Origin of the sequence: Streptomyces sp. NPDC056169 (genome assembly GCF_042268445.1) — a bacterium.
Lineage (GTDB): Bacteria > Actinomycetota > Actinomycetes > Streptomycetales > Streptomycetaceae > Streptomyces.
This window is the reverse complement of record NZ_JBHJUO010000005.1, coordinates 126968-148133: the sequence shown is the minus strand read 5'-3', so window position 1 is coordinate 148133 and position 21166 is coordinate 126968. Positions and strand designations below refer to the sequence as shown.

The window sequence follows — 21166 nt, the reverse complement described above, 5'->3', positions numbered from 1 at the left end:
GAGATGAGGGAACTCGCGTCGCGTGCCGGTCCGCGCTGGAAAGCGGAGGCATGGAGGCAAGAGGACAACAGGGACGGCTTTGCCTCTCCACTCCCCTTCACAGATCGTCAATGAACCTCCCCTTCGCTCCCTTCTTGCCTTGACGTCGGCGTCAAGGCTTACGTTCGGGGACATGCGCATCGGAGAGCTGGCCGAGCGGGCGGGAACCACCACGCGGACTCTGCGGTACTACGAGTCCCGGGGCCTCCTGACCGCGCGGCGCACGGAACAGGGCTACCGCACGTACGACGAGGACGACCTGCGGCTCCTCCAGCAGATCAGGACCTTGCAGGACTTCGGGTTCGAGCTGGAGGAGACGCGGCCGTTCGTCGACTGCCTGCGCGAGGGGCACCCGACGGGTGACGCCTGCCCCGCGTCGATCGCCGTCTACCGGCGGAAGGTCGCCGAACTGGACGGCCTGATCGAACAGCTCCAGGCGGTACGCGCCCAGGTGGGCGCCCAGCTGCTGCGGGCCGAGGCGGAACTGCCGCACGGCCCGGAACCCCGGTGCGAGCTCGGCACGGAGTGGGACGCGGACACGGACGCGGCCCCGGAGACGGAGGGGTGACGGAGATGACGACGTACACGGAGGGCGTGGCCGAGGTCACGGACGCGGACTTCGGCACGGAGGTGCTGGAGGCCGAGCTGCCGGTCCTGGTGAAGTTCACCGCGGAGTGGTGCGGACCGTGCCGGCAGCTGAAGCCGGTGCTCGGCGCGATCGCCGCGGAGGAGGCGGCGCGGCTGCGGATCGTCGAGATCGACGTCGACCGGAACCCGGAGACCACGGTGAAGTACGGGGTCCTCGCGACCCCGACGCTCATGGTCTTCCGGGCGGGCGAGCCGGTGAAATCGATCGTCGGGGCCCGCCCGAAGCGCCGCCTCCTGGCGGAGCTGGAGGACGTCCTGGCCCCCTAGACCTGTCGGGCGGAGGTCCAGCCCTGCTCGTGGAGGCGTTCGATGCCGTCCAGGAGGAGGTCGAGGGCGAACGCGAACTCGAACTGGTCGTCGCAGCCTCCGCCGACCGTCGAGCCCGCGTCGTGGGCGGCGGCCGCGGCGATCTCCGCGACCCGGGGATAGGCCGCGGCCGCCTGCGCGGCGGCCTCGTCAGGCACGCCGGACGCGTCCTCCGCCCCGCCGCCGGTGGCGAACAGCTCGGGGGAGAAGCCCAGCAGTCGGGTGCCCAGCGCGTGCATCGCGTGGTGCGTGAGGTCCGCGGAGAGACCGCCGTCCCGGAACGTGCCGATCACCGAGTCGAGGTGGGCGAGGACGGCGGGCGTCGGGCCGGGGCGCGACTCGATGACGGAAGCGGCCCAGCGGTGGCGCAGCAGGACCTGCCGGGCGGCGAGGATCTGCTGCCGTACGGCCGGCTTCCAGGGCGCTCCGGGGACCGGCGGGGCGATGTCGCCGACGACGACGTCCACCATGCCGTCGAGCAGCTCGTCCTTGTTGGCCACGTGCTTGTAGAGCGCCATCGGGACCACGCCGAGCTCCTGGGCGAGGCGGCGCATGCTGAACGCCTCGGCCCCGGTCCCGTCGGCCAGCGCGACGGCGGCGCGCAGGATCCGCTGCCTGCTCAGGGGGGCGCGATCGGCCGCTCCGCGGTGCTGAGTCATGTTGACGAGTGTACGCCGTACACCTACCGTGTCCTCCGACAGGCAGGTGTACGCCGTACACCCCTGGAAGGGAAGGGGAGACTCGTGGACGCGACACGAAGGACCGCGGTGGTGACCGGGGCACTGTTCCTGGTCACCGAGGTCGCGGCGGTGGCGGGACTCGCGCTGTACGGCCCCGTGCTCGACGGCGCCGCCCATGTCGTCGGACCGGGCACGGACGCCCGCGTCCGGGCCGGGGCGCTGTGCGAGATGGTGCTGCTCGTCGCCGTGATCGGCACGGGGGTCGCGCTGTACCCCGTCATCAGGCGTCGCCACGAGGCCCTGGCGGTCGGCTATGTGTGCGGCCGGCTGCTCGAAGCGGCCGTGATCGCCGTCGGCATCGTCGCCGTCCTCGCGGTGGTGACTCTGCGGCAGGACCTGGCCGGCGGTGCGGGCCAGGCCGGCGAGGTGGCCGCGAGCGCGCTGGTCGCGGTGCACGACTGGGCGTTCCTGCTCGGCCCCAACGTCGTCCTCGGGGCGAACACCCTGGTCCTGGCGTACGTGATGCTCCGCACGGGGCTCGTGCCGCGGTGGATCGCCCTGCTCGGCCTGGTGGGCGGCGGGCTCATCTGCGCCTCGGCGGTCGCCGTGCTCTTCGGTCTCTACGAGCAGGTGTCCGCCCCGGGAACTCTCGCGGCCCTCCCGGTCTTCGCCTGGGAGGTGACCCTCGCCGTCCGGCTCCTCGCCCGTGGATTCCGGGTGACACAGAAATACCCCGACTAGAATTGACAGTCGGGGTATTGCATCGCGTATATTAATGGATTCCGTGTCCAGAAAAACAAAAGGCACGGAGACGTTCAATAAACGCACTGTATCGCGCCGGGAGTCGAATTGTCAACCGAGGAATTTCGGAATGAGCAGCAATTCATCACCGATCTGTACGCACGCCTCGACGACCTGAGGGACCGTGCCGAGGCCGCCGTCGCCCAGGCCCTGCGCACCCCCGGGGTCGGCAGCAACCAGGGCCGTCTCGAACGGGACGTGACCGTCGCCGAACAGTCCGGGCTGCTCGCCGCCTTCGACGCGGGGGAGAGCGGCCTCTGCTTCGGCCGGCTCGTCTTCCGCGACGGCCGCGACCACCACATCGGGCGGCTGGGCATCCGCAGGGACGACCCGAACCGCACGCCCCTCGTCGTCGACTGGCGCGCCGAGATCGCCCGACCCTTCTACCTCGCCACCGGGTACGAGCCCATGGGCCTCTCCCGCCGACGGCACATCACCACCCGGGGCCGCGAGGTCACCGCCCTCCACGACGAGGTCCTCGACCTCGGCGACGCCACCCGCACCGGCCACGAGAGCCGCGACGCCGACGAGGTGCTGCTCGCCGCGCTCGACGCCGCCCGCACCGGCCGCATGCACGACATCGTGCAGACCATCCAGGCCGAGCAGGACGGCATCATCCGCTCCCCGCACCAGGGCGTCCTCGTCGTCGAGGGCGGCCCCGGCACCGGCAAGACAGCCGTCGCCCTGCACCGGGCCGCGTACCTCCTCTACGCCCACCGCGAGCAGCTCGCCAAGCGGGCCGTGCTCATCGTCGGCCCCAACCCCGCCTTCCTCGGCTACATCGGGAACGTCCTGCCGTCCCTCGGCGAGACCGGCGTCCTGCTCGCCACCCCCGCCGAACTCTTCCCCGGCGTCCGCGCCACCGGCACCGACACCCCCCGCGCCGCCGCCGTCAAGGGCTCCGCCGCCATGGCCGAGGCGCTCGCCGCGGCCGTACGGGACCGCCAGCAGGTCCCCGAGCGCGGCGCGCCCCTCGTCGTCCCGCACGAGGACGGGGACCTGGTCATCGACTGGGACATGGCCCTGGAGGCCCGCCACAAGGCCCGCGAGACCGTCCTCCCGCACAACCTCGCCCGCCCCTACTTCGTCTTCCGGATCCTGGACTCGCTCGCCGAGCAGCTCGCCGACCGCATCGGCGCCGACCCCTACGGCGGCCCCAACTTCCTCGGCCCCGACGACCGCGCGCTGCTCGCCAAGGGCATCGCCGCCAACCCCGACGTGCACGCCGCCGTCGACACCCTCTGGCCGTCGCTCACGCCCCAGGAGTTCCTGGCCGACTACCTCGTCGAGCCCACCCACCTCGACGACGCGGACGCCGCGGCGATCCGGCGCGAGACGGGTGACTGGACCCCCGCCGACGTGCCGCTCCTCGACGAGGCCGCGGAGCTCCTCGGCGAGGACGACTCGGCCGCCCGGGCCGCCCAGGAGGCGGAGCGGCAGCGCCAGATCCAGTACGCGCAGGGCGTCCTCGACGTCTCGTACGCCTCGCGCACCTACGAGTTCGAGGACAAGGAGGAGCTGGACGAGGACGCCTCCGAGGTGCTCTCGGCCCACGACATCATCGACGCCGAGCGGTTCGCCGAGCGGCACGAGGAGGCCGACCACCGCACCGCCGCCGAACGGGCCGCCGCCGACCGCACCTGGGCCTTCGGCCACATCATCGTGGACGAGGCCCAGGAGCTCTCCGCGATGGCCTGGCGGCTCCTCATGCGCCGCAGCCCGACCCGCTCCATGACCCTGGTCGGCGACCCCGCCCAGACCGGCGACCCGGCCGGCGTCGGCGCCTGGGAGCGGATCCTCTCCCCGTACGTGCAGGACCGCTGGGAGCACGTCCGCCTCGGGGTCAACTACCGCACGCCCGCCGAGATCATGGAGGTCGCCGCCGAGGTGCGGCGGGCCGCCGACCCCGGCTTCGAACCGCCCCGGTCCGTCCGCTCCACCGGCGTGGCGCCCTGGGACCGGACCGTCGACGACCCGGTGAAGGAGGCCGCCGACGCGGTCGCCGCCGAGCTGCGGACGGAGGGCCGGCTCGCGGTGATCGCCCCGGAGCACCTGCTCCCCGGCCTGGTCGCCGCCCTGCCGGACGCCGCCCACGGAGCCGCCCCGGACCTCACCCTGCCGGTGGTCCTCCTCGACCCCCGGCAGGCGAAGGGCCTGGAGTTCGACACGGTCCTGGTCGTCGACCCGGAGGGCATCGTGGCCGGCGCCCCGCACGGGATCAACGACCTGTACGTGGCGCTGACCCGGGCGACCCAGCGCCTGGGCGTGATCAGGAGCGCCACGCGGGAGGTCACGCCGGCCTGAGCCAGACCGTCGCGAGCGGCGGCAGCGTCATCCGCACGCTCGCCGAACGGCCGTGCCACGGCACCGACTCGGTCTTCACCGGGTCGGTGCCGACCACGTCCCCGCCGCCGTACCGGGCGGCGTCCGTGTTCAGGACCTCCGCCCAGGCGGCGAAGGTGTCCGGCACGCCGATCCGGTAGTCGTGCCGGACGACCGGCGAGAAGTTGCAGACGGCGAGCAGCGGGGAGCCGAAGCCGTCGAAGCGCAGGAACGCGAAGACGTTGTCCTCGGCGGCGTCCCCGACGACCCACTGGAAGCCGTCCGGGACGGTGTCCCGCTCCCAGAGCGACGGGTTCGCCGCGTACACCGTGTTCAGGTCCCGCACCAGGTCCCGCACGCCCCGGTGGTCGGGCTCCGCCCCGTACGCCGGGTCGAGCAGCCACCAGTCGGGCCCGTGCTCCGCCGACCACTCCCCGCCCTGCGCGAACTCCTGCCCCATGAAGAGGAGTTGCTTGCCGGGGTGGGCCCACATGAAGCCCAGGTAGGCCCGGTGGTTGGCCCGCTGCTGCCACCAGTCGCCCGGCATCTTCGAGACCAGCGACCGCTTGCCGTGCACGACCTCGTCGTGGGAGATCGGCAGGATGTAGTTCTCGCTGTACGCGTACACCATCGAGAAGGTCATCTCGTGGTGGTGGTACTTGCGGTGTACCGGCTCCTTCGCCGCGTAGCCCAGCGAGTCGTGCATCCAGCCCATGTTCCACTTCATGCCGAAGCCCAGGCCGCCGAAGCCGCCCGGGCCCACCTGGTCGGTCGCCCGCGTCACGCCGTCCCAGGCGGTGGACTCCTCCGCGAAGGTCACGATCCCCGGGCAGCGCCGGTACACCGTGGCGTTCATCTCCTGGAGGAAGGCCACCGCGTCCAGGTTCTCCCGGCCGCCGAACTCGTTCGGCAGCCACTCGCCGTGCTCGCGCGAGTAGTCGAGGTAGAGCATCGAGGCGACCGCGTCCACCCGGAGCCCGTCGAGGTGGAACTCCTGGCACCAGTAGACGGCGTTGGCGACGAGGAAGTTCCGCACCTCCTTGCGGCCGTAGTCGAACTCCAGGGTCCCCCAGTCGGGATGGTGCGAGCGGCGCGGGTCCTCGTGCTCGTACAGCGGACGCCCGTCGAACTCGGCGAGCGCCCAGTCGTCCTTCGGGAAGTGCGCGGGGACCCAGTCCATGAGGACGCCGATGCCCGCCCGGTGCAGGGCGTCGACCAGGTACTTGAAGTCGTCGGGGCTGCCCATCCGGGACGTCGGCGCGTAGAAGCCGGTGACCTGGTAGCCCCAGGAGCCGCTGAACGGGTGCTCGGCGACGGCCATGAACTCGACGTGCGTGAAGCCGAGGTCGAGGACGTAGGCGGGCAGCTGCTCGGCCAGCTCCCGGTACGTCAGCCCGGGCCGCCACGACGGCAGGTGCAGCTCGTACACGGACAGCGGCGCCTCGTGGTGCGGGCGGGTGCCGCGCCGCGCCAGCCACTCGGCGTCGTCCCAGGTGTAGTGCGAGGCGGTGACGATCGACGCGGTGTTCGGCGGGCACTCGGTGCGGCGGGCCATGGGGTCCGCGCGCACGGTGTGCGAACCGTCCGGCCGGGTGATGTCGTACTTGTACACGGCGCCCTCGCCGACGCCCGGCACGAACAGCTCCCACACGCCCGTCGAACCGAGCGAACGCATCGGCAGCGCGGTGCCGTCCCAGTGCGTGAAGTCGCCGGTGACGCGGACCCCCCGCGCGTTCGGCGCCCAGACGGCGAAGCGGGTGCCGGCCACGCCCTCGTGGACCAGGGTGTGAGAGCCGAGCGCCGTCCACAGCTCCTCGTGCCGCCCCTCACCGATGAGATGGAGGTCGAGCTCGCCGAGGGAGGGCAGGAACCGGTAGGGGTCGACCACGGCCAGCTCCTCGCCCCCCTCCTCGTACCGGACCCGCAGCTCGTACGCGGGCACCTTGCGCAGCAGGGGCAGCAGACCGGAGAAGAGCCCGTCGCCGTCGTCGTGCAGCACGACGCGGCGCCCCTTGGTGAGGACGGCCACCTCCTTCGCCCACGGGCGCAGCACACGCACCACGACGCCACCGCGCACCGGATGCGCGCCGAGCACGCCGTGCGGGTCGTGGTGCTCGCCCGCGAGCAGCCGCCCCCGGTCACCCGGACCGAGGGGTGGCGCCTTCCGCACGGCGGTCCGGTCCGGTGCGGGCGTCTTCCTTGCGCGGGACGTCTTGCCTGCGGATCGGGCGGTCACGGGGGTGCCTCCTGAGGGGCGAGGGGAACAGGGGTACGGGGTAGGAAACGGCATCCCGCGGGCGCGGGACACTCGGCCGAACGGGGCGCGTGGGGGTCGCCGCAGGCGAGAGCGGTACGGTCCCGCCTGCGGCTGGGCCGAACGGGTCTGGGCGCCCCCTGCGCGGGCAGGGCGCCCGCCCCCCCCGTGTGGGCATTCGTCCCGCTGGGGCGGGACGGGTGGGCACACGGGACGGCGCCCTTGGCGGCGCCTCCGCCCCCTGCACCGACCCGCACCACCAGGACCCGCGCCGTCCAGCGCCCCGCCCGTCGGGGGGGCACAGGGAGCGGATGCGCCCGGACAGGGCGCCGTCCCGTTGTGCCCACCCGTTCCGCCCCAGCGGAACGACTGCCCACAACGGGGGTGGGGTGTCAGCCCGGTGGGGCGGCTGGGTGCGGGTCACCGTGAGGCTGCGAGGCGTTCGATGGCGGACATCGGGACCGGGAGCCAGTCCGGGCGGTGGCGGGCCTCGTAGACGACCTCGTAGACCGCCTTGTCGGTCTCGTAGGCGCGGAGCAGGGCGGGGTCGGCGCGCGGGTCCGCGCCCGCCACCTCGGCGTAGCCCGTGCAGTACGCGGCCCGGCAGCGCGCCGCCCAGTCCGCGTTCCACGGGCGGTGGGTGCGGGCCGCGTAGTCGAAGGAGCGGAGCATGCCTGCGACGTCGCGGACCGTGGGCTGGGGGCTGCGCCGTTCGTCGAGGGGCTTCGCGGGTTCGCCCTCGAAGTCGATGACGGCCCAGCCGCCGTCGGAGCCCCGCAGGGTCTGCCCCAGGTGCAGGTCGCCGTGGATGCGCTGGAGCGCCCCCGCGCCGGGCGCCTCGCCGGCCGCGGCGAAGACGGCCCGCAGCCCCGGCACGTACGGCAGGAGCGCCGGCACCGCCTGCGCCGCCGCGTGCAGCCGCCGGTCCATCGCGGCGGCGAGGTGCTCGGTCTCGGACCGCCGCAGCCGCCGGGTCGGCAGCGCGTCGGCGAGGGCGAGGTGGACCTCGGCCGTGGCCCGGCCGAGGGCCCGCGCCTCGGCCGCGAACTCCCGTCCGTCGGCCAGCGCGTCGAGCGCGAGCCGCCAGCCGTCCCGGGAGTCCCGGAGGTAGGGCTGGAGGACGCCGAGGGTCGCGGCCCCGGACTCGAACCAGGCGACCGGTGCCGGGACCCGGGCGCAGCCGGCCCGGCTCAGGGCGAGGGGGAGTTCCAGGTCGGGGTTGGCACCCGGACTGACCCGCCGGAAGATCTTCAGGATGTAGGAATCGCCGTACACGAGCGAGGAGTTGGACTGTTCGGCGTCGAGCATGCGGGGGGCCAGGGCCGGCGGGAGCGCCGTCGTGGCGTGGAAGCGCAGCGGGCCGGTCCGGCCCGGGGTGCGCAGCCGCTCGTAGAGGAGTCCTGCGAGCCGCGGGTCGCGCAGCCCTTCGTAGACCGCGCGTCCGGCGAGCGGGCCCTGCCGGATCCGCCCGATCAGGGCGGGGGCGAGGCGGGGCGGGAGCTGGGTCCGTACGCCCAGGAGCAGTTGGTAGCAGTCGGCGGGCGTGCCGGCCGGGCGGCCGGGCTGGTCGACCCGTACGAGGAGATGGAGCAGACCGGGTCCCGCGCCGTCCAGGGGCAGCAGCTCGGTGGCCGCGTCCAGCGTGAATCCGATGACCCGGCGGCCCTTGCCCGCGAACCAGCGCTGCCGGGGCAGCCATTCGTGGAGCAGGGGGGCGAGGGACGGAAGGAGGGCGTCCGGGGCCCGGGTGGTGGATGCGGTCTCCGGCATGGCATCGCGTCCTTTCCCCGGGGCGCGCAGTTGGGCGTCGTATGCGTTCAAATGCGCAGAGTGTCCCGGATGGCGGCTTGGACTGTCCGGAAGTGCGGGACGTGTCGGAAGGGGAAGATCCGTATGGGTCCGGCAAGAAGGCCCGTATGGACCTGAATCGTGTGTGGGTCACAGTGCCCAGAGGGGGACGGGGGAAACCGTCCCACCCCGGACGAATCCGAACTGACCGTCGGTCAGCCCTTCTTGAGACGGAACCAGTAGAAGCCGTGTCCCGCAAGGGTCAGGAGGTAGGGCAGCTCGCCGATGGCCGGGAACGTCACCCCGCCGATCAGCTCCACCGGCTGGGTGCCGGCGAAGCGCCGTAGATCGAGCTCGGTCGGCTGCGCGAACCGCGAGAAGTTGTTCACGCAGAGGACGAGGTCGTCGCCATCCTCGCGGAGGAAGGCGAGCACCGCCGGGTTGGACGCCGGGAGTTCCGTGTACGTGCCCGTGCCGAAGGCCCGGTTCTGCTTACGGATCTCGATCATCCGCTTCGTCCAGTGCAGCAGCGAGGACGGCGAGGCCATGCCCGCCTCGACGTTGGTCACCTGGTAGCCGTGGACCGGGTCCATGATGGTCGGCAGATAGAGCCGCCCCGGGTCGCAGGAGGAGAAGCCCGCGTTCCGGTCGGGCGTCCACTGCATCGGGGTCCGCACCCCGTCCCGGTCGCCCAGCCAGATGTTGTCGCCCATGCCGATCTCGTCGCCGTAGTAGAGCACCGGCGAACCGGGCAGCGAGAAGAGCAGCGCGGTGAAGAGCTCCATCTGCTTGCGGTCGTTGTCGAGGAGCGGGGCGAGACGCCGCCGGATGCCGATGTTGGCCCGCATCCGCGGATCCTTGGCGTACTCGGCGTACATGTAGTCGCGCTCTTCGTCCGTGACCATTTCGAGGGTGAGCTCGTCGTGGTTGCGCAGGAAGATGCCCCACTGGCAGCCGGAGGGGATCTCCGGGGTCTTCGCGAGGATTTCCGAGACCGGGTAGCGGGACTCGCGCCGCACGGCCATGAAGATCCGCGGCATGACCGGGAAGTGGAAGGCCATGTGGCACTCGTCGCCGCCCGAGCGGAAGTCGCCGAAGTAGTCGACGACGTCCTCCGGCCACTGGTTCGCCTCGGCGAGCAGCACCGTGTCCGGGTAGTGGTCGTCGATCTCCTTGCGGACCCGCTTGAGGAAGCCGTGGGTCGCCGGGAGGTTCTCGCAGTTGGTGCCCTCCTGCTGGTACAGGTACGGCACCGCGTCGAGCCGGAACCCGTCGATCCCCAGGTCCAGCCAGAACTTCAGCGCGGAGAGGATCTCCTCCTGCACCGCCGGGTTCTCGTAGTTGAGGTCCGGCTGGTGCGAGAAGAACCGGTGCCAGTAGTACTGCTTGCGGACCGGGTCGAAGGTCCAGTTCGAGGACTCGGTGTCGACGAAGATGATCCGCGCGTCCGCGTACTGCTTGTCGTCGTCGGCCCAGACGTAGTAGTCGCCGTACGGCCCTTCGGGGTCGCGCCGCGACTCCTGGAACCACTCGTGCTGGTCGCTCGTGTGGTTCATGACGAAGTCGATGACCACGCGCATTCCGCGCTGGTGGGCCGAGTCGACGAACTCGACGAAGTCGGCCAGGTCGCCGAACTCGGGGAGTACCGATGTGTAGTCGGCGACGTCGTATCCGCCGTCCCGCAAGGGGGACTTGAAGAACGGCGGAAGCCAGAGGCAGTCCACGCCCAGCCACTGGAGGTAGTCCAGCTTGGCCGTGATGCCCTTCAGGTCGCCGACGCCGTCGCCGTTGCTGTCCTGGAAGGAGCGGACGAGGACCTCGTAGAAGACGGCCCGTTTGAACCAGTCGGGATCGCGGTCCTTGGCGGGGGTGTCCTCGAAGGTGTCGGGGACGGGCTCGTTGACAGTCATGATGTGGGTGACCCTCCGGTCTGCGGGGACGGTCGCAGGACGAGGACGTGCGCGGGTGTGACACCCGGCTCTAGGCGCACGTAGTCGGTCCTGCCCCAGTGATAGGTCTCGCCGGTGAGCTCGTCGCGCACCGGCACGGTCTCGTGCCAGTCGAGGCCGAGTTCCGGCATGTCCAACGAGACCGTCGCCTCCTGGGTGTGGTGCGGGTCGAGGTTGACGACCACCAGAACGGTGTTCGAACCCGAACGCTTGCTGTACGCGATCACCTGCGGGTTGTCGGTCTCATGGAAGGTGATGTTCCGCAGCCGGCGGAGCGCCGGGTGACGGCGCCTGATCCGGTTCAGGGCGGTGATGAGCGGAGTGATCGTCCTCCCGGCCCGCTCCGCCGACTCCCAGTCCCTGGGCCTGAGTTCGTACTTCTCCGAGTCCAGGTACTCCTCGCTGCCGTCCCGCAGCGCGGTCCCCTCGCACAGCTCGTAGCCGGCGTACATGCCCCAGGACGGGGAGAGCGTCGCCGCGAGCACCGCCCGCGCCTCGAACGCGGGCCGGCCGCCCTCCTGGAGGTAGGCGTGCAGGATGTCGGGGGTGTTCACGAAGAAGTTCGGCCGCATCTGCGCGGCCGTCTCCCCGGACAGCTCGGTGAGGTACTCCGTCAGCTCCTCCTTGGTGTTGCGCCAGGTGAAGTACGTGTACGACTGCTGGAAGCCGATCGCGCCGAGGGTCCGCATCATCGCCGGCCGCGTGAACGCCTCCGCCAGGAAGATCACGTCCGGGTCCGCGCCGTTGATCTCGCCGATCACCCGCTCCCAGAACACCACCGGCTTCGTGTGCGGATTGTCGACGCGGAAGATCCGCACCCCGTGGTCCATCCAGTGCCGCAGCACCCGGACCGTCTCCGCGACGATCCCGTCCATGTCGGCGTCGAACGCGACGGGGTAGATGTCCTGGTACTTCTTCGGCGGGTTCTCCGCGTACGCGATCGAACCGTCCGGACGGTGGTGGAACCACTCCGGGTGCTTCTCCACCCACGGGTGGTCCGGCGAGCACTGGAGCGCGAAGTCCAGGGCGATCTCCAGCCGCAGCTCCCGGGCCCGCGCCACGAACGCGTCGAAGTCCTCGAAGGTGCCCAGGTCCGGGTGGAGCGCGTCGTGCCCGCCCTCCGGGGAACCGATCGCCCACGGCACGCCCACGTCGTTCGGCGACGCCGACAGGGAGTTGTTCGGGCCCTTGCGGTGGGTCTCGCCGATCGGGTGCACCGGCGGCAGGTACACCACGTCGAAGCCCATCGCCGCGACCGCCGGGAGGCGCTCGGCCGCGGTACGGAAGTTCCCCGGGACCGTACGGCCCTTGACCTTCCGCACGCCCTCCGAGCGCGGGAAGAACTCGTACCAGGAACCGAACAGGGCGCGCTCCCGCTCCACCTGGAGCGGCAACGCGGGGGAGGAGGAGAGGAGTTCGCGCAGCGGGTACCGGTCGAGGGAGTCGACGACCCGCGGGGCGAGCGCCGCCGCCAGCCGGACCGCGGCCGGGCGGGAGACGTCGCGCAGCGCGTCCGCCGCGGCGAGCACGGCCTCCCGGCCGCCGCCCTTCTTCGGGACGCCCTTCGCGGCCCGCTCGTGCAGCTCGGCCCCCTCGGCGAGGACCAGTTCGGAGTCGATCCCGGCCGGGATCTTGATCTTCGCCGTGTGGCGCCAGGTGGCCACCGGGTCGCTCCACGCCTCGACGGTGTACGTCCACGGGCCCTCGGCGTCCGGGGTGACCTCGGCGCCCCACCGGTCGGTACCGGGGGCCAGTTCGCGCATCGGGGTCCACGGGCCGGGGCGGCCGGACGGGCCGCGCAGCACGACATTGGCGGCGACCGCGTCGTGGCCTTCGCGGAAGACGGTCGCCGTCACCTCGAAGGTCTCTCCGGCCACCGCTTTCGCGGGGCGCCGGCCACAGTCGACCAGCGGGCGTACGTCCAGTACGGGAATGCGTCCCATGAGCGGATTCACAGCATCACCTGACGGGTTACGGGGGTGCGGGTGGTGGTGCGCTCTTTCTAGCTCCGTCGACGGCCGGCGGGTTGCGGGCATGGCCGCTCCTGTCCGCGTTCACTCGGATGGCGGGTCCACAGGGAGTACGCGTTGCACGGGTCCGGGGGTGTGTACCGGAGGAGCCTTCCCACCGTTCTCGGGTGGGCAATCCGGCGCTTTGTTAACTACTAGGACGTAGCCACCCCGGCAAGGACCCCGACGACCAAAAAAGCCCCGCCCCTCCCTTTTCGGGGCTCGGTTCACCTCCGGGGCGCCGGAGCCGGGCTCACAGGGGCGGCCGTGCTCGAATCGCTCGTTCCTCACGATCCTCCGCGCGCCCGCCCCTGTTCCCCCGGCGCGCCCCTTCGGCTCACTCGCCGGGCGCACGCGAAGCGGCCCCGTCCGGGAGGGGGACGGGGCCGGTTCCTGTGCGGCTGTCAGCGGCGCGGGGAGGTGTCCGGCTCCTCCGCGTCCGTCGACCAGACCTGCCACGGCTGGCGGGACACCCACTCCTCCACCGGGGCCGGTTCGAGCGCGAGCACCTCCGCCGACACCCCGTCGTCGCCCGCCATGAGCAGCGGGTCCGCGCCGGTCGCCATGTAGTGGTAGACCCCGGCCACCCCGGCCGCCGCCGCCGGGCCGACGAGACCGGCGAGACCGTGCTCGAAGTCGACCGGATCCAGCTCCTGGTACCGCACCGCCCGGCCGAGGCCCCGCCCGAAGGCCGCCGCGAGTTCGCCGCCCGTCAGCGCCGCCGCGCCGCCGATGTCGAACGTCCGCCCCTCCAGGCCCTCCCGGGTCAGCGCCGCCAGCGCCGCCTCCGCCAGGCCCCGGTGCGAGAGCCACGCCGTCCGCGCCGACTCCGGCAGCGGATAGGCGAGCACGCCGTCGTCGACGAGAGCGGGGCCGTTCCACGGCGAGAACAGGTTGTCGAGGTAGACCGGCGGCCGGATCACCACCAGCGGCACCCCGCTGTCCCGCAGCACCCGCTCCGCGAGACGCCGCGTCTCGAAGGCGGCGAACTCCGTCGGACCGTGCGGGATGCGCGTGTTGGCGTTGAACACCAGCCGGATCGTGCCCGCCCCGAGCGCCGCCTCCGCGATGTTCCGCGCGTACGCCTCCACCCGCTCCGGCTCGTACACCAGCGGCATCGTGACGAACGCGTGCGTCGTCCCCTCGAAGAGCCGCCGCACGTCGCCCGGCCGCCCCAGGTCGCCGGCGAGGAAGAACGCGCCGGGAAGCGGCGGCCGGTCGGCCTCGGGCCGCCGCGTCAGGGCACGGACCCGGTGGTGCCGCTCGGCCAGCAGGCGGGCCACCGCGCCGCCCTGGAATCCGGTCGCGCCCACGACCGCCACCCGCATCGGAATCTCACTGGACATGTGTTTCTGAGGCCCTTCGATAGGCTGTCGCTGCTGTCGTGTCGGCTGCTTCCAGGCTCGCCGCGACGGCTTCGGCCGTTCAATTAACAAACCGGGGCGGAAGTTGAAGGATCGTCCATGGAAACCGTGGGAACCGACCGTCACGACCAGCGCGAGGACCTCCTCAGTGAACTGCTGAAACCCCTCCGGCTCACCGGAGTCTTCGACAGCCGCTGGCACGTCCGCGCCCCCTGGGCCATCGAGGGCGACGCCGAGCGCAGCTGCGCCGTCCTCCACTACGTCGTCGAGGGCGACTGCTGGATCACCACCGACGGGGAGGCCTCCGTCGAGCTGCACGCCGGCGACCTCGTCGTCTTCCCCACCGGCACCGCGCACCGCCTCTCCGACCGCCCCGAGCGTCAGGGCGTCCCCCTCAAGGCCGTCCTGCCCGAACGGCAGCCCGGCACCTCCGGCGAGATCGTCATCGAGGGCACGGGACCCGAGGCCCGGCTGCTCTGCGCCGGACTGCACTACGACGCCAGCGCCGCCACCGGCCTCTACACCTCGCTGCCCTGGGCCCTCGTCCTCGACGGAGCCCAGGTCGACCGGGAGCCGCTGCTGCGCGACACCCTCCGGCTGCTCGCCGCACCCGACCGGCCCGTGGGCCCCGGCGACCGGCTCATCACCCTGCGCGCCTTCGAGATGGCCCTCGTCCTCGCGCTCCGCCCCCTCCTGCGCGAACTCGCGGGAAACCCCGCCTCGCTGCCCCTGCTGCGGCACCCCGGCATCAGCCGGGCCGTGGTCATGATGGCGACCCGGTTCGCCGAGTCCTGGACGATCGACTCCCTCGCCCGGGAGGTCGGCATGTCCCGCTCCGCGTTCACCGCCGCCTTCCGCGAACTCGTCGGCGAGTCCCCGGCCCGCTACCTCGCCGCCCGCCGCATGCAGGAGGCCGTACGGCTCCTCTCCGAGACGTCGCTCCCGCAGTCGGCCCTGCCCGCCCGCATCGGCTACCAGAGCGCCGTCGGCTTCCACCTCGCCTTCCGCAAGTGGTTCGGGGTGACGCCGGGCGAGTACCGCGCGGGGGTCGCCAGGGCCGCCTGAGCCGGACCGGGCCGTTCACGGCGTGTCCAGGCGGCACGCCGGGGCTGGCCGGTTCATAAGGACACCTGGACGGACGTTCATTGCCCGGACGCTCCTCGCCGGACAGGCTCGGGACGGCAGAGCCGTGACACCCCGAGGAGAGGCGAGCGACCGGTGACGAGGTCCGGGCAGGAGTATCTGGAGGCGCTGCGGGACGGGCGCGAGATCTGGCTCGACGGGGAGCGCGTCAAGGACGTCACCGCGCACCCCGCCTTCCGGGCCACGGCGGCCTCCTTCGCCGGTCTGTACGACCTCGCCGACGACCCCGTGCACCACCCCGTCCTCGTCCAGGGCGGGGTGCGGCGCGCCTACGCCGTGCCCCGCGCCTACGAGGACCTCGTGGCCCGGCGCCGGGCCTTCCGGACGACGGCCCGGGCGAGCTACGGATTCCTCGGCCGCACCCCCGACTACATGGCCGCCGGCGCGGCCGGGTTCGCCGCCCTGCCCGGCGTCTTCACCGGCGAGACCTTCGACGGCGCCGAGCACGCCCTCGGCTTCCACCGCCGGCTCGCCGAGGGCGACCTGCACGCCGCCTTCACCCTCACCAACCCGGCCTCCGGCCCCGGCGAGGACGACCTCACGCTCCGGATCGTCGGCGAACGGGACGGCGGGATCGTCGTCCGCGGCGCCAAGACCATCGGCACCGGGGCCGTCTTCGCCGACGAGATCCTCGTCGGCACCATCGAACCGCTGGCCGCCGACGACACCGAGCACGCCGTCACCTTCTCCTTACGGCTCGACACCCCCGGCCTCAAGCTGATCTCCCGCACCTCCTACGAGGGACGCTCCCGGTCCGTCTTCGACCACCCGCTCTCCTCCCGGTACGACGAGAACGACGCGATGCTCGTCTGCGAGGACGTGTTCGTGCCCTGGGAGCGGGTCCTCACCTACCGGGACCCGGCCACCACCGGCGCCATCTGGTGGCAGACCCCCGCCTATCTCAACTTCGTCCACCAGTCCGCCACCCGCTTCTGGACGAAGCTGGAGTTCCTCACCGGCCTCGCGATCCTCGTCGCCCGCTCGCACGGCACCGAGAAGCTGCCGCCCGTCACCCAGGCCCTCGGCCGGCTCCTCGGCATGGTCGCCCAGGCCAAGGCCTTCGTCCTCGCCGCCGAGGCCTCCTTCGAAGAGGTCGACGAGGGCCGCGGCGGGGTCCGCCCGGGCCAGGAGATCTCCTTCGCCCAGCGGATCATGGCCGGCGAGCTCTACCCGCGCGCCGTCCAGGACGTCAAACTCCTCGCGGGCGGCGCCCTCGTCCAGCTCCCCGCGAGCGGCCGGGACCTCCTCCACCCCGAACTCGGCCCGCTCGTCCGGCAGTACTTCCGCACCCCCGGCCATCCCGCAGAGGACCGCCTCAAACTCCTCAAGCTCGCCTGGGACGCGCTCGGTTCCGAGTTCGCCGGCCGCCACGAGCAGTACGAGCGCTTCTACCACGGAGCCCCGCACGTCTACCTGACCATGCAGACCTGGGCCGGCTCCGCGGGGGAGTGCGAGGGGCTCGCCCAGGACTGCCTCGACGGCTACGGCCTGGGGACGACCCGGTGACGACGCCGCCACCGGGGCCGCGGCGCGGGGCGCTCGCGCTGCTCGCCTCCACCCAGCTGCTCCTGATCATGGACACCGCGATCGTCAACGTCGCCCTGCCCTCCGTCGGCGCGGACCTCGGCTCCGGCTCCGCCGGCCTCTCCTGGGTCGCCAACGCCTACCTGATCACCTTCGGCGGACTGCTCCTCCTCGGCGGACGCGTCGCCGACCTCCTCGGCCACCGGCGGGTCTTCCTCGCCGGACTCGCCCTCCTCGCCGCCGCCTCCGCCGCCGGCGGGCTCGCCCCCGGCGCCGCCTCGCTCGTCGCCGCCCGCGCCGCCCAGGGCGTCGGCGCCGCCCTCGCGGCGGCCGCCGCCTTCGCCCTGCTGCTCCTGCTCTTCCCCGACGGCCCCGCCCGGCACAAGGCGCTCGGCGCCTTCGCCGCGATGGGCGGCCTCGGCGGCGTCCTCGGCACGGTCCTCGGCGGCGCCCTCACCGACCTCCTCGGCTGGCGCTCCACGTTCTGGCTGAACGTCCTGCTCGCGGCCGCCCTCGCCGCCCTCGCACTCCGACTCCTGGACGACCGCGGGGGAGCGGACGCGCGCGGCGGAGCGGACGCGCCGGGTGGAGCGGACGCGACCGGGGGAGCGGTCGCGACCGGCGGCTTCGACCTCGCAGGGGCGCTCACCGCGACCGCCGGACTCGGACTCGTCGCCTACGCCCTCGTCGGCGGGGCCGAGGCCGGCTGGACCTCCGCCCGTACCCTCGGCGCCGGCGGAGCCGGAGTCGCGCTGCTCCTCGCCTTCGCCGCCGTCGAGACCCGCGCCGCCGCCCCGCTCGTCCCGCCCCCGGTGCTCAGGCGCCCCGCGCTCCGCCTCGCCAACGTCCTCGCCGCGCTCGCCCAGACCACCCTGTTCCCGATGTTCTTCCTGGTCAGCCTCTACCTCCAGAGCGTCCTCGGGTACGCGCCCCTGGGCGGCGGCCTCGGCCTGCTGCCCCTCTCGCTCGTCGTCGTCGCGGTCGCCCCGCAGACCGGCCGGATCCTCTTCCGCATCGGCCTGCACCGGACCATGACCCTCGGCTTCGCCCTGCTCTGCGCCGGTACCCTCTGGCTGGCCCTCGCGCTCACCGCCGACGGCACCTTCGCGACCACCGTCCTCGCACCCAGCCTGCTCCTGGGCGCCGCGCTGCCGCTCGTCATGGTCACCACCAACGTCGCCGCCACCGCCGAGGCCGCGCCCGAGGAGACCGGACTCGCCTCCGGACTCGTCAACACCAGCCAGCAGTTCGGCTCCGTCCTCGGCCTCGCCGTCCTGGTGGCCGTCGCCACCTCCCGTACCGAGGCCCACGACGCCGCCCGCGCCGTCGCCGAGACGGCCGGCTTCCGCGCCGCGCTGCTCACCGGCGCCGCGTTCGCCGCCCTGGCCGCCCTGCTCTCCGTACGCCTCCACCTCCCGGAACGGGACCCGTCATCGGAGGAGGACCGGGTACCGGACCCTCTCTGACCACCCGTACGCCACGTGAACGATGCCCACGACCACCGGCGAGTGAGCCGAAGGGGCGCGCGGCTGTCGAAAGGGAGAGCGCGCAGAGGTCCCGAGGAACGAGGGACCGAGCACGGTCGACCGTCGACAGCCGCACCAGCGCCCCGGAGGCGAACCGAGCCCTGAAGAAGAGGAGCGTTTTCTTGTTCGGCGATCCGCGCCATCGCACCGAGGACATACGTGCCGCCGACCCGCTCGGCGCCGACGCCCTGCTCGCCGCGGTGCCCGCGATGAACGACCGGGCCGACACCGCCGCCCTGACCGTCGCCCTGCGCGCCCTGGTCCCCGATCAGGACCGGGCCGCCCAGTGGAGCGTCGGGGCCGCGCTGGCGGCGATGCGGGACCTCGGCATCCTGCTCGGCTCGCTGAAACGCCACGGCGTGCAGCCCCTCGCCGCCGTCCCCGAGGCGCTGCCGGTGCTCGAACTCCTCGGCCGCCGGACGGACATGGTGCCCCGGGACACCGTCCACCACTACACGACCTGGAACCCGCCCGGCCCGCGCCGCCGCTCGTACACCGGCCATCCGACCGAGGCCCGGCTCCAGGAGGCGGTCCGCATGGTCTTCCCTGGGCTCGTCGCGGCGCTCGACGACTGCTCCCGGGTCGCCCGGCTCGAACCGTACGACCCCTGCTTCGCCGCCGCCCTGGACCGGATCGCCCGCCACGTACGGGCGATGGTGGACTCCATCGACCTCACGGTCGCGCAGGTCTCGCCGGAGTACTTCGCGGTGACCCTGCGGCCGTACTTCGAGGAGGTCGAAGTGGCGGGCCGCGACTACCTGGGGCCGGCCGCCGCGCAGGTCCCGCTCTGGCTCGTCGACCTGACGCTGTGGCAGTGCGACCGCTCCGACACCGCCTACGACGCCTTCCTGGCCGAGTCCCTGCCGTACGCCCTGCCGGCCTGGCGGGAGTTCCACGCCCGGCACCGGGGCGGGGTGTCGGCCGTGAGCAAGCTGTCGGCGGCGGTGAGCTGGGAGGAGGTCGACCGGCTGCCGCCCGAGCTCGTGGCCTCGGCGGCCGCGCTCGGCCGGGTGCTACGGATCCTCAAGACGTTCCGGGCCCGGCACATCGGCATCGCCCGCAAGGCGTACAGCGACGACGTGCGCCTGTACGAGGAGGGCAGCGGCGGCGCCCCGATCGCGCTGCTGCGCTCGATCCTGGACCTGACCAGGGAGAACGAGACCATGGTGCGCCGCGCGACCGTGCGACGCCGTCCCGCAGGGGCCCCTGTCGGGCCCGCCGCCGCGTAGCGGCCCGAAGGAGCAGTCGATGTCCCTCCACGCTTCCTCCCCCGCTTCCGTCCCCGTGTCCTCCCTCTACGGACGGAGCCCGCACATCGTGATCGCCGGCGGCGGCATCGCCGGGCTCACCACCGCGCTCTCCCTGCACGCCGCCGGATTCGAGCGGGTCACGGTCGTCGAGGCGGCGGCCGCGATCCGCCCGGTGGGCGCCGGACTCAACCTGATGCCGAACGCCGTCCGCGAACTGGACGCCCTCGGCCTGCTCGACGCGCTGGAGGCCGGCGCCCTGCGCACCCGCGAACTGCGCTACTACCACCGCTCGGGCGGCCTGATATCCCGCGAGCCGCGCGGCCTCGGCGCGGGCTACCGCTGGCCGCAGCTCTCGGTGCACCGCGCACACCTCCAGCAGGTCCTCGCGGGGGCGGTCCGGGCCCGGCTCGGCGCGGCGGCGCTGGTGACCGGGGTCCGGGTGAGCGGGGTGGAGCCGCTGCCCGACGGCCGGCCCCGGCTGCGCCTGGAGCACCGGTCGGGGGCCGTGCGGGGCCGGGCCTCGCTCGAAGCGGACGTGCTGGTGGGCGCGGACGGCATCCGGTCGGCGGTCCGGGCGGCCCTGTACCCGGGCGAGGGCGGGCCGCCGTGGAACGGGATGCTGGTGTGGCGGGGGGTGTCCCGGATGCCGGCGCGGGCGGTGGGCTCGTTCATGCTGATCGCCGGCGACGACCGGCAGAAGGCCGTCGTGTACCCGATGGGCCGGCCGACGGGGCCGGGCCGTGAGGTCCTGGTGAACTGGGCGCTGGCCCGCCCGGCGGAGACCGGCAACGGGTCCGGGAGCGGGGCCGGCTCCGGCTCCGGCTCCGGGTCCGGCTCCGGCATCGGCTCCGGCATCGGCTCCGGCATCGGCTCCGGCGAGGAGCGGCTGCGCGGCGACTGGGATCGTTCCGTGCCCGTGGAAACGTTCCTCCGCTTCTACGAGGGCTGGGAGTTCGACGGCGTCAGCGTCCCCGACGTCCTGCGCGCCGCCGACTCCGCGCACGAGTACCCGATGGTCGACCGCGAACCCCTCGACCGCTGGACCCACGGCCGGACGACCCTCGTCGGCGACGCCGCCCACGCCATGTACCCGACCGGGTCCAACGGGGCCACCCAGTCGATCGTCGACGCCCGCGCCCTCGCCCACGCGCTGGCCCGGCACGACGACCCGGCCGAGGGCCTCGCCGCGTACGAGTCCGAACGCCGGCCCGCCATGACCGCGCTCCAGCGCGCCAACCGGCGGCTCGGCCCCGAGGTCGTCATCAACCTCGCCCACGAGCGCGCCCCGCACGGCTTCACCGACATCCACGACGTCCTCCCGGCCGAGGAACTCGCCACCGTCGCCGGGCGGTACGCCGCCGCCGGGGCCTTCGACCCCGACACGGTCAACCAGGGCTCCCCGTACGAGGTGCGGCTCCCCGCCATCGGCTGAAACCCACCGGGCCGACACGCCGCGCTCCCCGACGCGCCGTGGCCCCACGAGGCGAGGTGACCTAACGTCGGAGCGGAACGACGGACGCACAGCGTGGTGCGTCCACTCCGCTCCGTACTCGCCTGCGAAGG

General features: G+C 73.0%; 15 protein-coding genes. 9 read left to right on the top strand and 6 right to left on the bottom strand.

From position 1 onward, the window contains the following. Window positions 1-172: 172 nt before the first annotated feature. Window positions 173-607: a MerR family transcriptional regulator gene (locus ACFC0G_RS09625; protein WP_376399858.1), complete on the top strand. Its 435-nt coding sequence runs from the start codon at window positions 173-175 to the stop codon at window positions 605-607. A gap of 5 nt (window positions 608-612) precedes the next feature. Continuing rightward, a complete protein-coding gene (locus ACFC0G_RS09620; RefSeq protein WP_376399856.1) occupies window positions 613-954 on the top strand; it encodes a thioredoxin family protein in 342 nt (113 codons plus the stop codon). On the opposite strand, the gene ACFC0G_RS09615 is transcribed toward ACFC0G_RS09620, so the two are convergent. Further along, a complete protein-coding gene (locus ACFC0G_RS09615) occupies window positions 951-1652 on the bottom strand; it encodes a TetR/AcrR family transcriptional regulator (RefSeq protein WP_376399853.1) in 702 nt (233 codons plus the stop codon). The two genes, ACFC0G_RS09620 and ACFC0G_RS09615, sit on opposite strands and share 4 nt — an antisense overlap. Window positions 1653-1736: 84 nt before the next feature. On the opposite strand from ACFC0G_RS09615, the gene ACFC0G_RS09610 reads away from it, so the two are divergent. Both ACFC0G_RS09610 and ACFC0G_RS09605 read left to right on the top strand, forming a co-directional pair. Next, window positions 1737-2414, top strand: coding sequence for a DUF4386 domain-containing protein (locus ACFC0G_RS09610; RefSeq protein ID WP_376399851.1), 678 nt, complete (start codon window positions 1737-1739; stop codon window positions 2412-2414). Between the two features lie 108 nt (window positions 2415-2522). Then, complete coding sequence (locus ACFC0G_RS09605) at window positions 2523-4778, top strand: HelD family protein (protein WP_376399848.1); 2256 nt, start codon at window positions 2523-2525, stop codon at window positions 4776-4778. On the opposite strand, the gene glgB is transcribed toward ACFC0G_RS09605, so the two are convergent. The 5 genes from glgB to ACFC0G_RS09580 form a co-directional block, all read right to left on the bottom strand. Next, entirely contained in the window at window positions 4765-7032 is a 2268-nt protein-coding gene (glgB, locus tag ACFC0G_RS09600) for a 1,4-alpha-glucan branching enzyme (protein WP_376399845.1), read from the bottom strand. The two genes, ACFC0G_RS09605 and glgB, sit on opposite strands and share 14 nt — an antisense overlap. A gap of 438 nt (window positions 7033-7470) precedes the next feature. Next, window positions 7471-8820, bottom strand: coding sequence for a maltokinase (locus ACFC0G_RS09595; RefSeq protein ID WP_376399842.1), 1350 nt, complete (start codon window positions 8818-8820; stop codon window positions 7471-7473). A 233-nt stretch (window positions 8821-9053) separates the two neighbouring features. Further along, complete coding sequence (gene treS, locus ACFC0G_RS09590; RefSeq protein WP_376399839.1) at window positions 9054-10748, bottom strand: maltose alpha-D-glucosyltransferase; 1695 nt, start codon at window positions 10746-10748, stop codon at window positions 9054-9056. Further along, window positions 10745-12730, bottom strand: a complete 1986-nt coding sequence (locus ACFC0G_RS09585; protein ID WP_376399837.1) for an alpha-1,4-glucan--maltose-1-phosphate maltosyltransferase — start codon at window positions 12728-12730, stop codon at window positions 10745-10747. The genes treS and ACFC0G_RS09585 overlap by 4 nt, the downstream gene beginning before the upstream one ends. A 470-nt stretch (window positions 12731-13200) precedes the next feature. Further along, a complete protein-coding gene (locus tag ACFC0G_RS09580) occupies window positions 13201-14142 on the bottom strand; it encodes an SDR family oxidoreductase (RefSeq protein WP_376399834.1) in 942 nt (313 codons plus the stop codon). Between the two features lie 117 nt (window positions 14143-14259). Here ACFC0G_RS09580 and ACFC0G_RS09575 point away from each other — a divergent pair, with 117 nt between their 5' ends. The 5 genes from ACFC0G_RS09575 (at window position 14260) to ACFC0G_RS09555 (ending at window position 21035) form a co-directional block, all read left to right on the top strand. After that, on the top strand, window positions 14260-15225 hold the full coding sequence (locus ACFC0G_RS09575) for an AraC family transcriptional regulator (protein WP_376399832.1): 966 nt from the start codon (window positions 14260-14262) through the stop codon (window positions 15223-15225). Window positions 15226-15378: 153 nt separating this feature from the next. Next, entirely contained in the window at window positions 15379-16809 is a 1431-nt protein-coding gene (locus tag ACFC0G_RS09570) for a 4-hydroxyphenylacetate 3-hydroxylase family protein (RefSeq protein WP_376399829.1), read from the top strand. 68 nt (window positions 16810-16877) lie between these two features. Further along, the gene (locus tag ACFC0G_RS09565) at window positions 16878-18293 is read left to right on the top strand and encodes an MFS transporter (RefSeq protein ID WP_376400487.1); all 1416 of its coding nucleotides are present in this window, start codon (window positions 16878-16880) and stop codon (window positions 18291-18293) included. A gap of 182 nt (window positions 18294-18475) precedes the next feature. After that, on the top strand, window positions 18476-19582 hold the full coding sequence (locus ACFC0G_RS09560; protein ID WP_376399826.1) for a monodechloroaminopyrrolnitrin synthase PrnB family protein: 1107 nt from the start codon (window positions 18476-18478) through the stop codon (window positions 19580-19582). 19 nt (window positions 19583-19601) lie between these two features. After that, a complete protein-coding gene (locus ACFC0G_RS09555) occupies window positions 19602-21035 on the top strand; it encodes an FAD-dependent monooxygenase (protein ID WP_376399823.1) in 1434 nt (477 codons plus the stop codon). Window positions 21036-21166: the final 131 nt, after the last annotated feature.

Coding starts and splice junctions, on each gene's coding strand:
- ACFC0G_RS09620 (WP_376399856.1), top strand. CDS start 613: ATGACGACGTACACGGAGGGCGTGGCCGAGGTCACGGACGCGGACTTC.
- ACFC0G_RS09615 (WP_376399853.1), bottom strand. CDS start 1,652: ATGACTCAGCACCGCGGAGCGGCCGATCGCGCCCCCCTGAGCAGGCAG.
- ACFC0G_RS09555 (WP_376399823.1), top strand. CDS start 19,602: ATGTCCCTCCACGCTTCCTCCCCCGCTTCCGTCCCCGTGTCCTCCCTC.
- ACFC0G_RS09565 (WP_376400487.1), top strand. CDS start 16,878: ATGGACACCGCGATCGTCAACGTCGCCCTGCCCTCCGTCGGCGCGGAC.
- treS (WP_376399839.1), bottom strand. CDS start 10,748: ATGACTGTCAACGAGCCCGTCCCCGACACCTTCGAGGACACCCCCGCC.
- ACFC0G_RS09580 (WP_376399834.1), bottom strand. CDS start 14,142: ATGTCCAGTGAGATTCCGATGCGGGTGGCGGTCGTGGGCGCGACCGGA.
- ACFC0G_RS09585 (WP_376399837.1), bottom strand. CDS start 12,730: ATGGGACGCATTCCCGTACTGGACGTACGCCCGCTGGTCGACTGTGGC.
- ACFC0G_RS09595 (WP_376399842.1), bottom strand. CDS start 8,820: ATGCCGGAGACCGCATCCACCACCCGGGCCCCGGACGCCCTCCTTCCG.
- ACFC0G_RS09625 (WP_376399858.1), top strand. CDS start 173: ATGCGCATCGGAGAGCTGGCCGAGCGGGCGGGAACCACCACGCGGACT.
- ACFC0G_RS09575 (WP_376399832.1), top strand. CDS start 14,260: ATGGAAACCGTGGGAACCGACCGTCACGACCAGCGCGAGGACCTCCTC.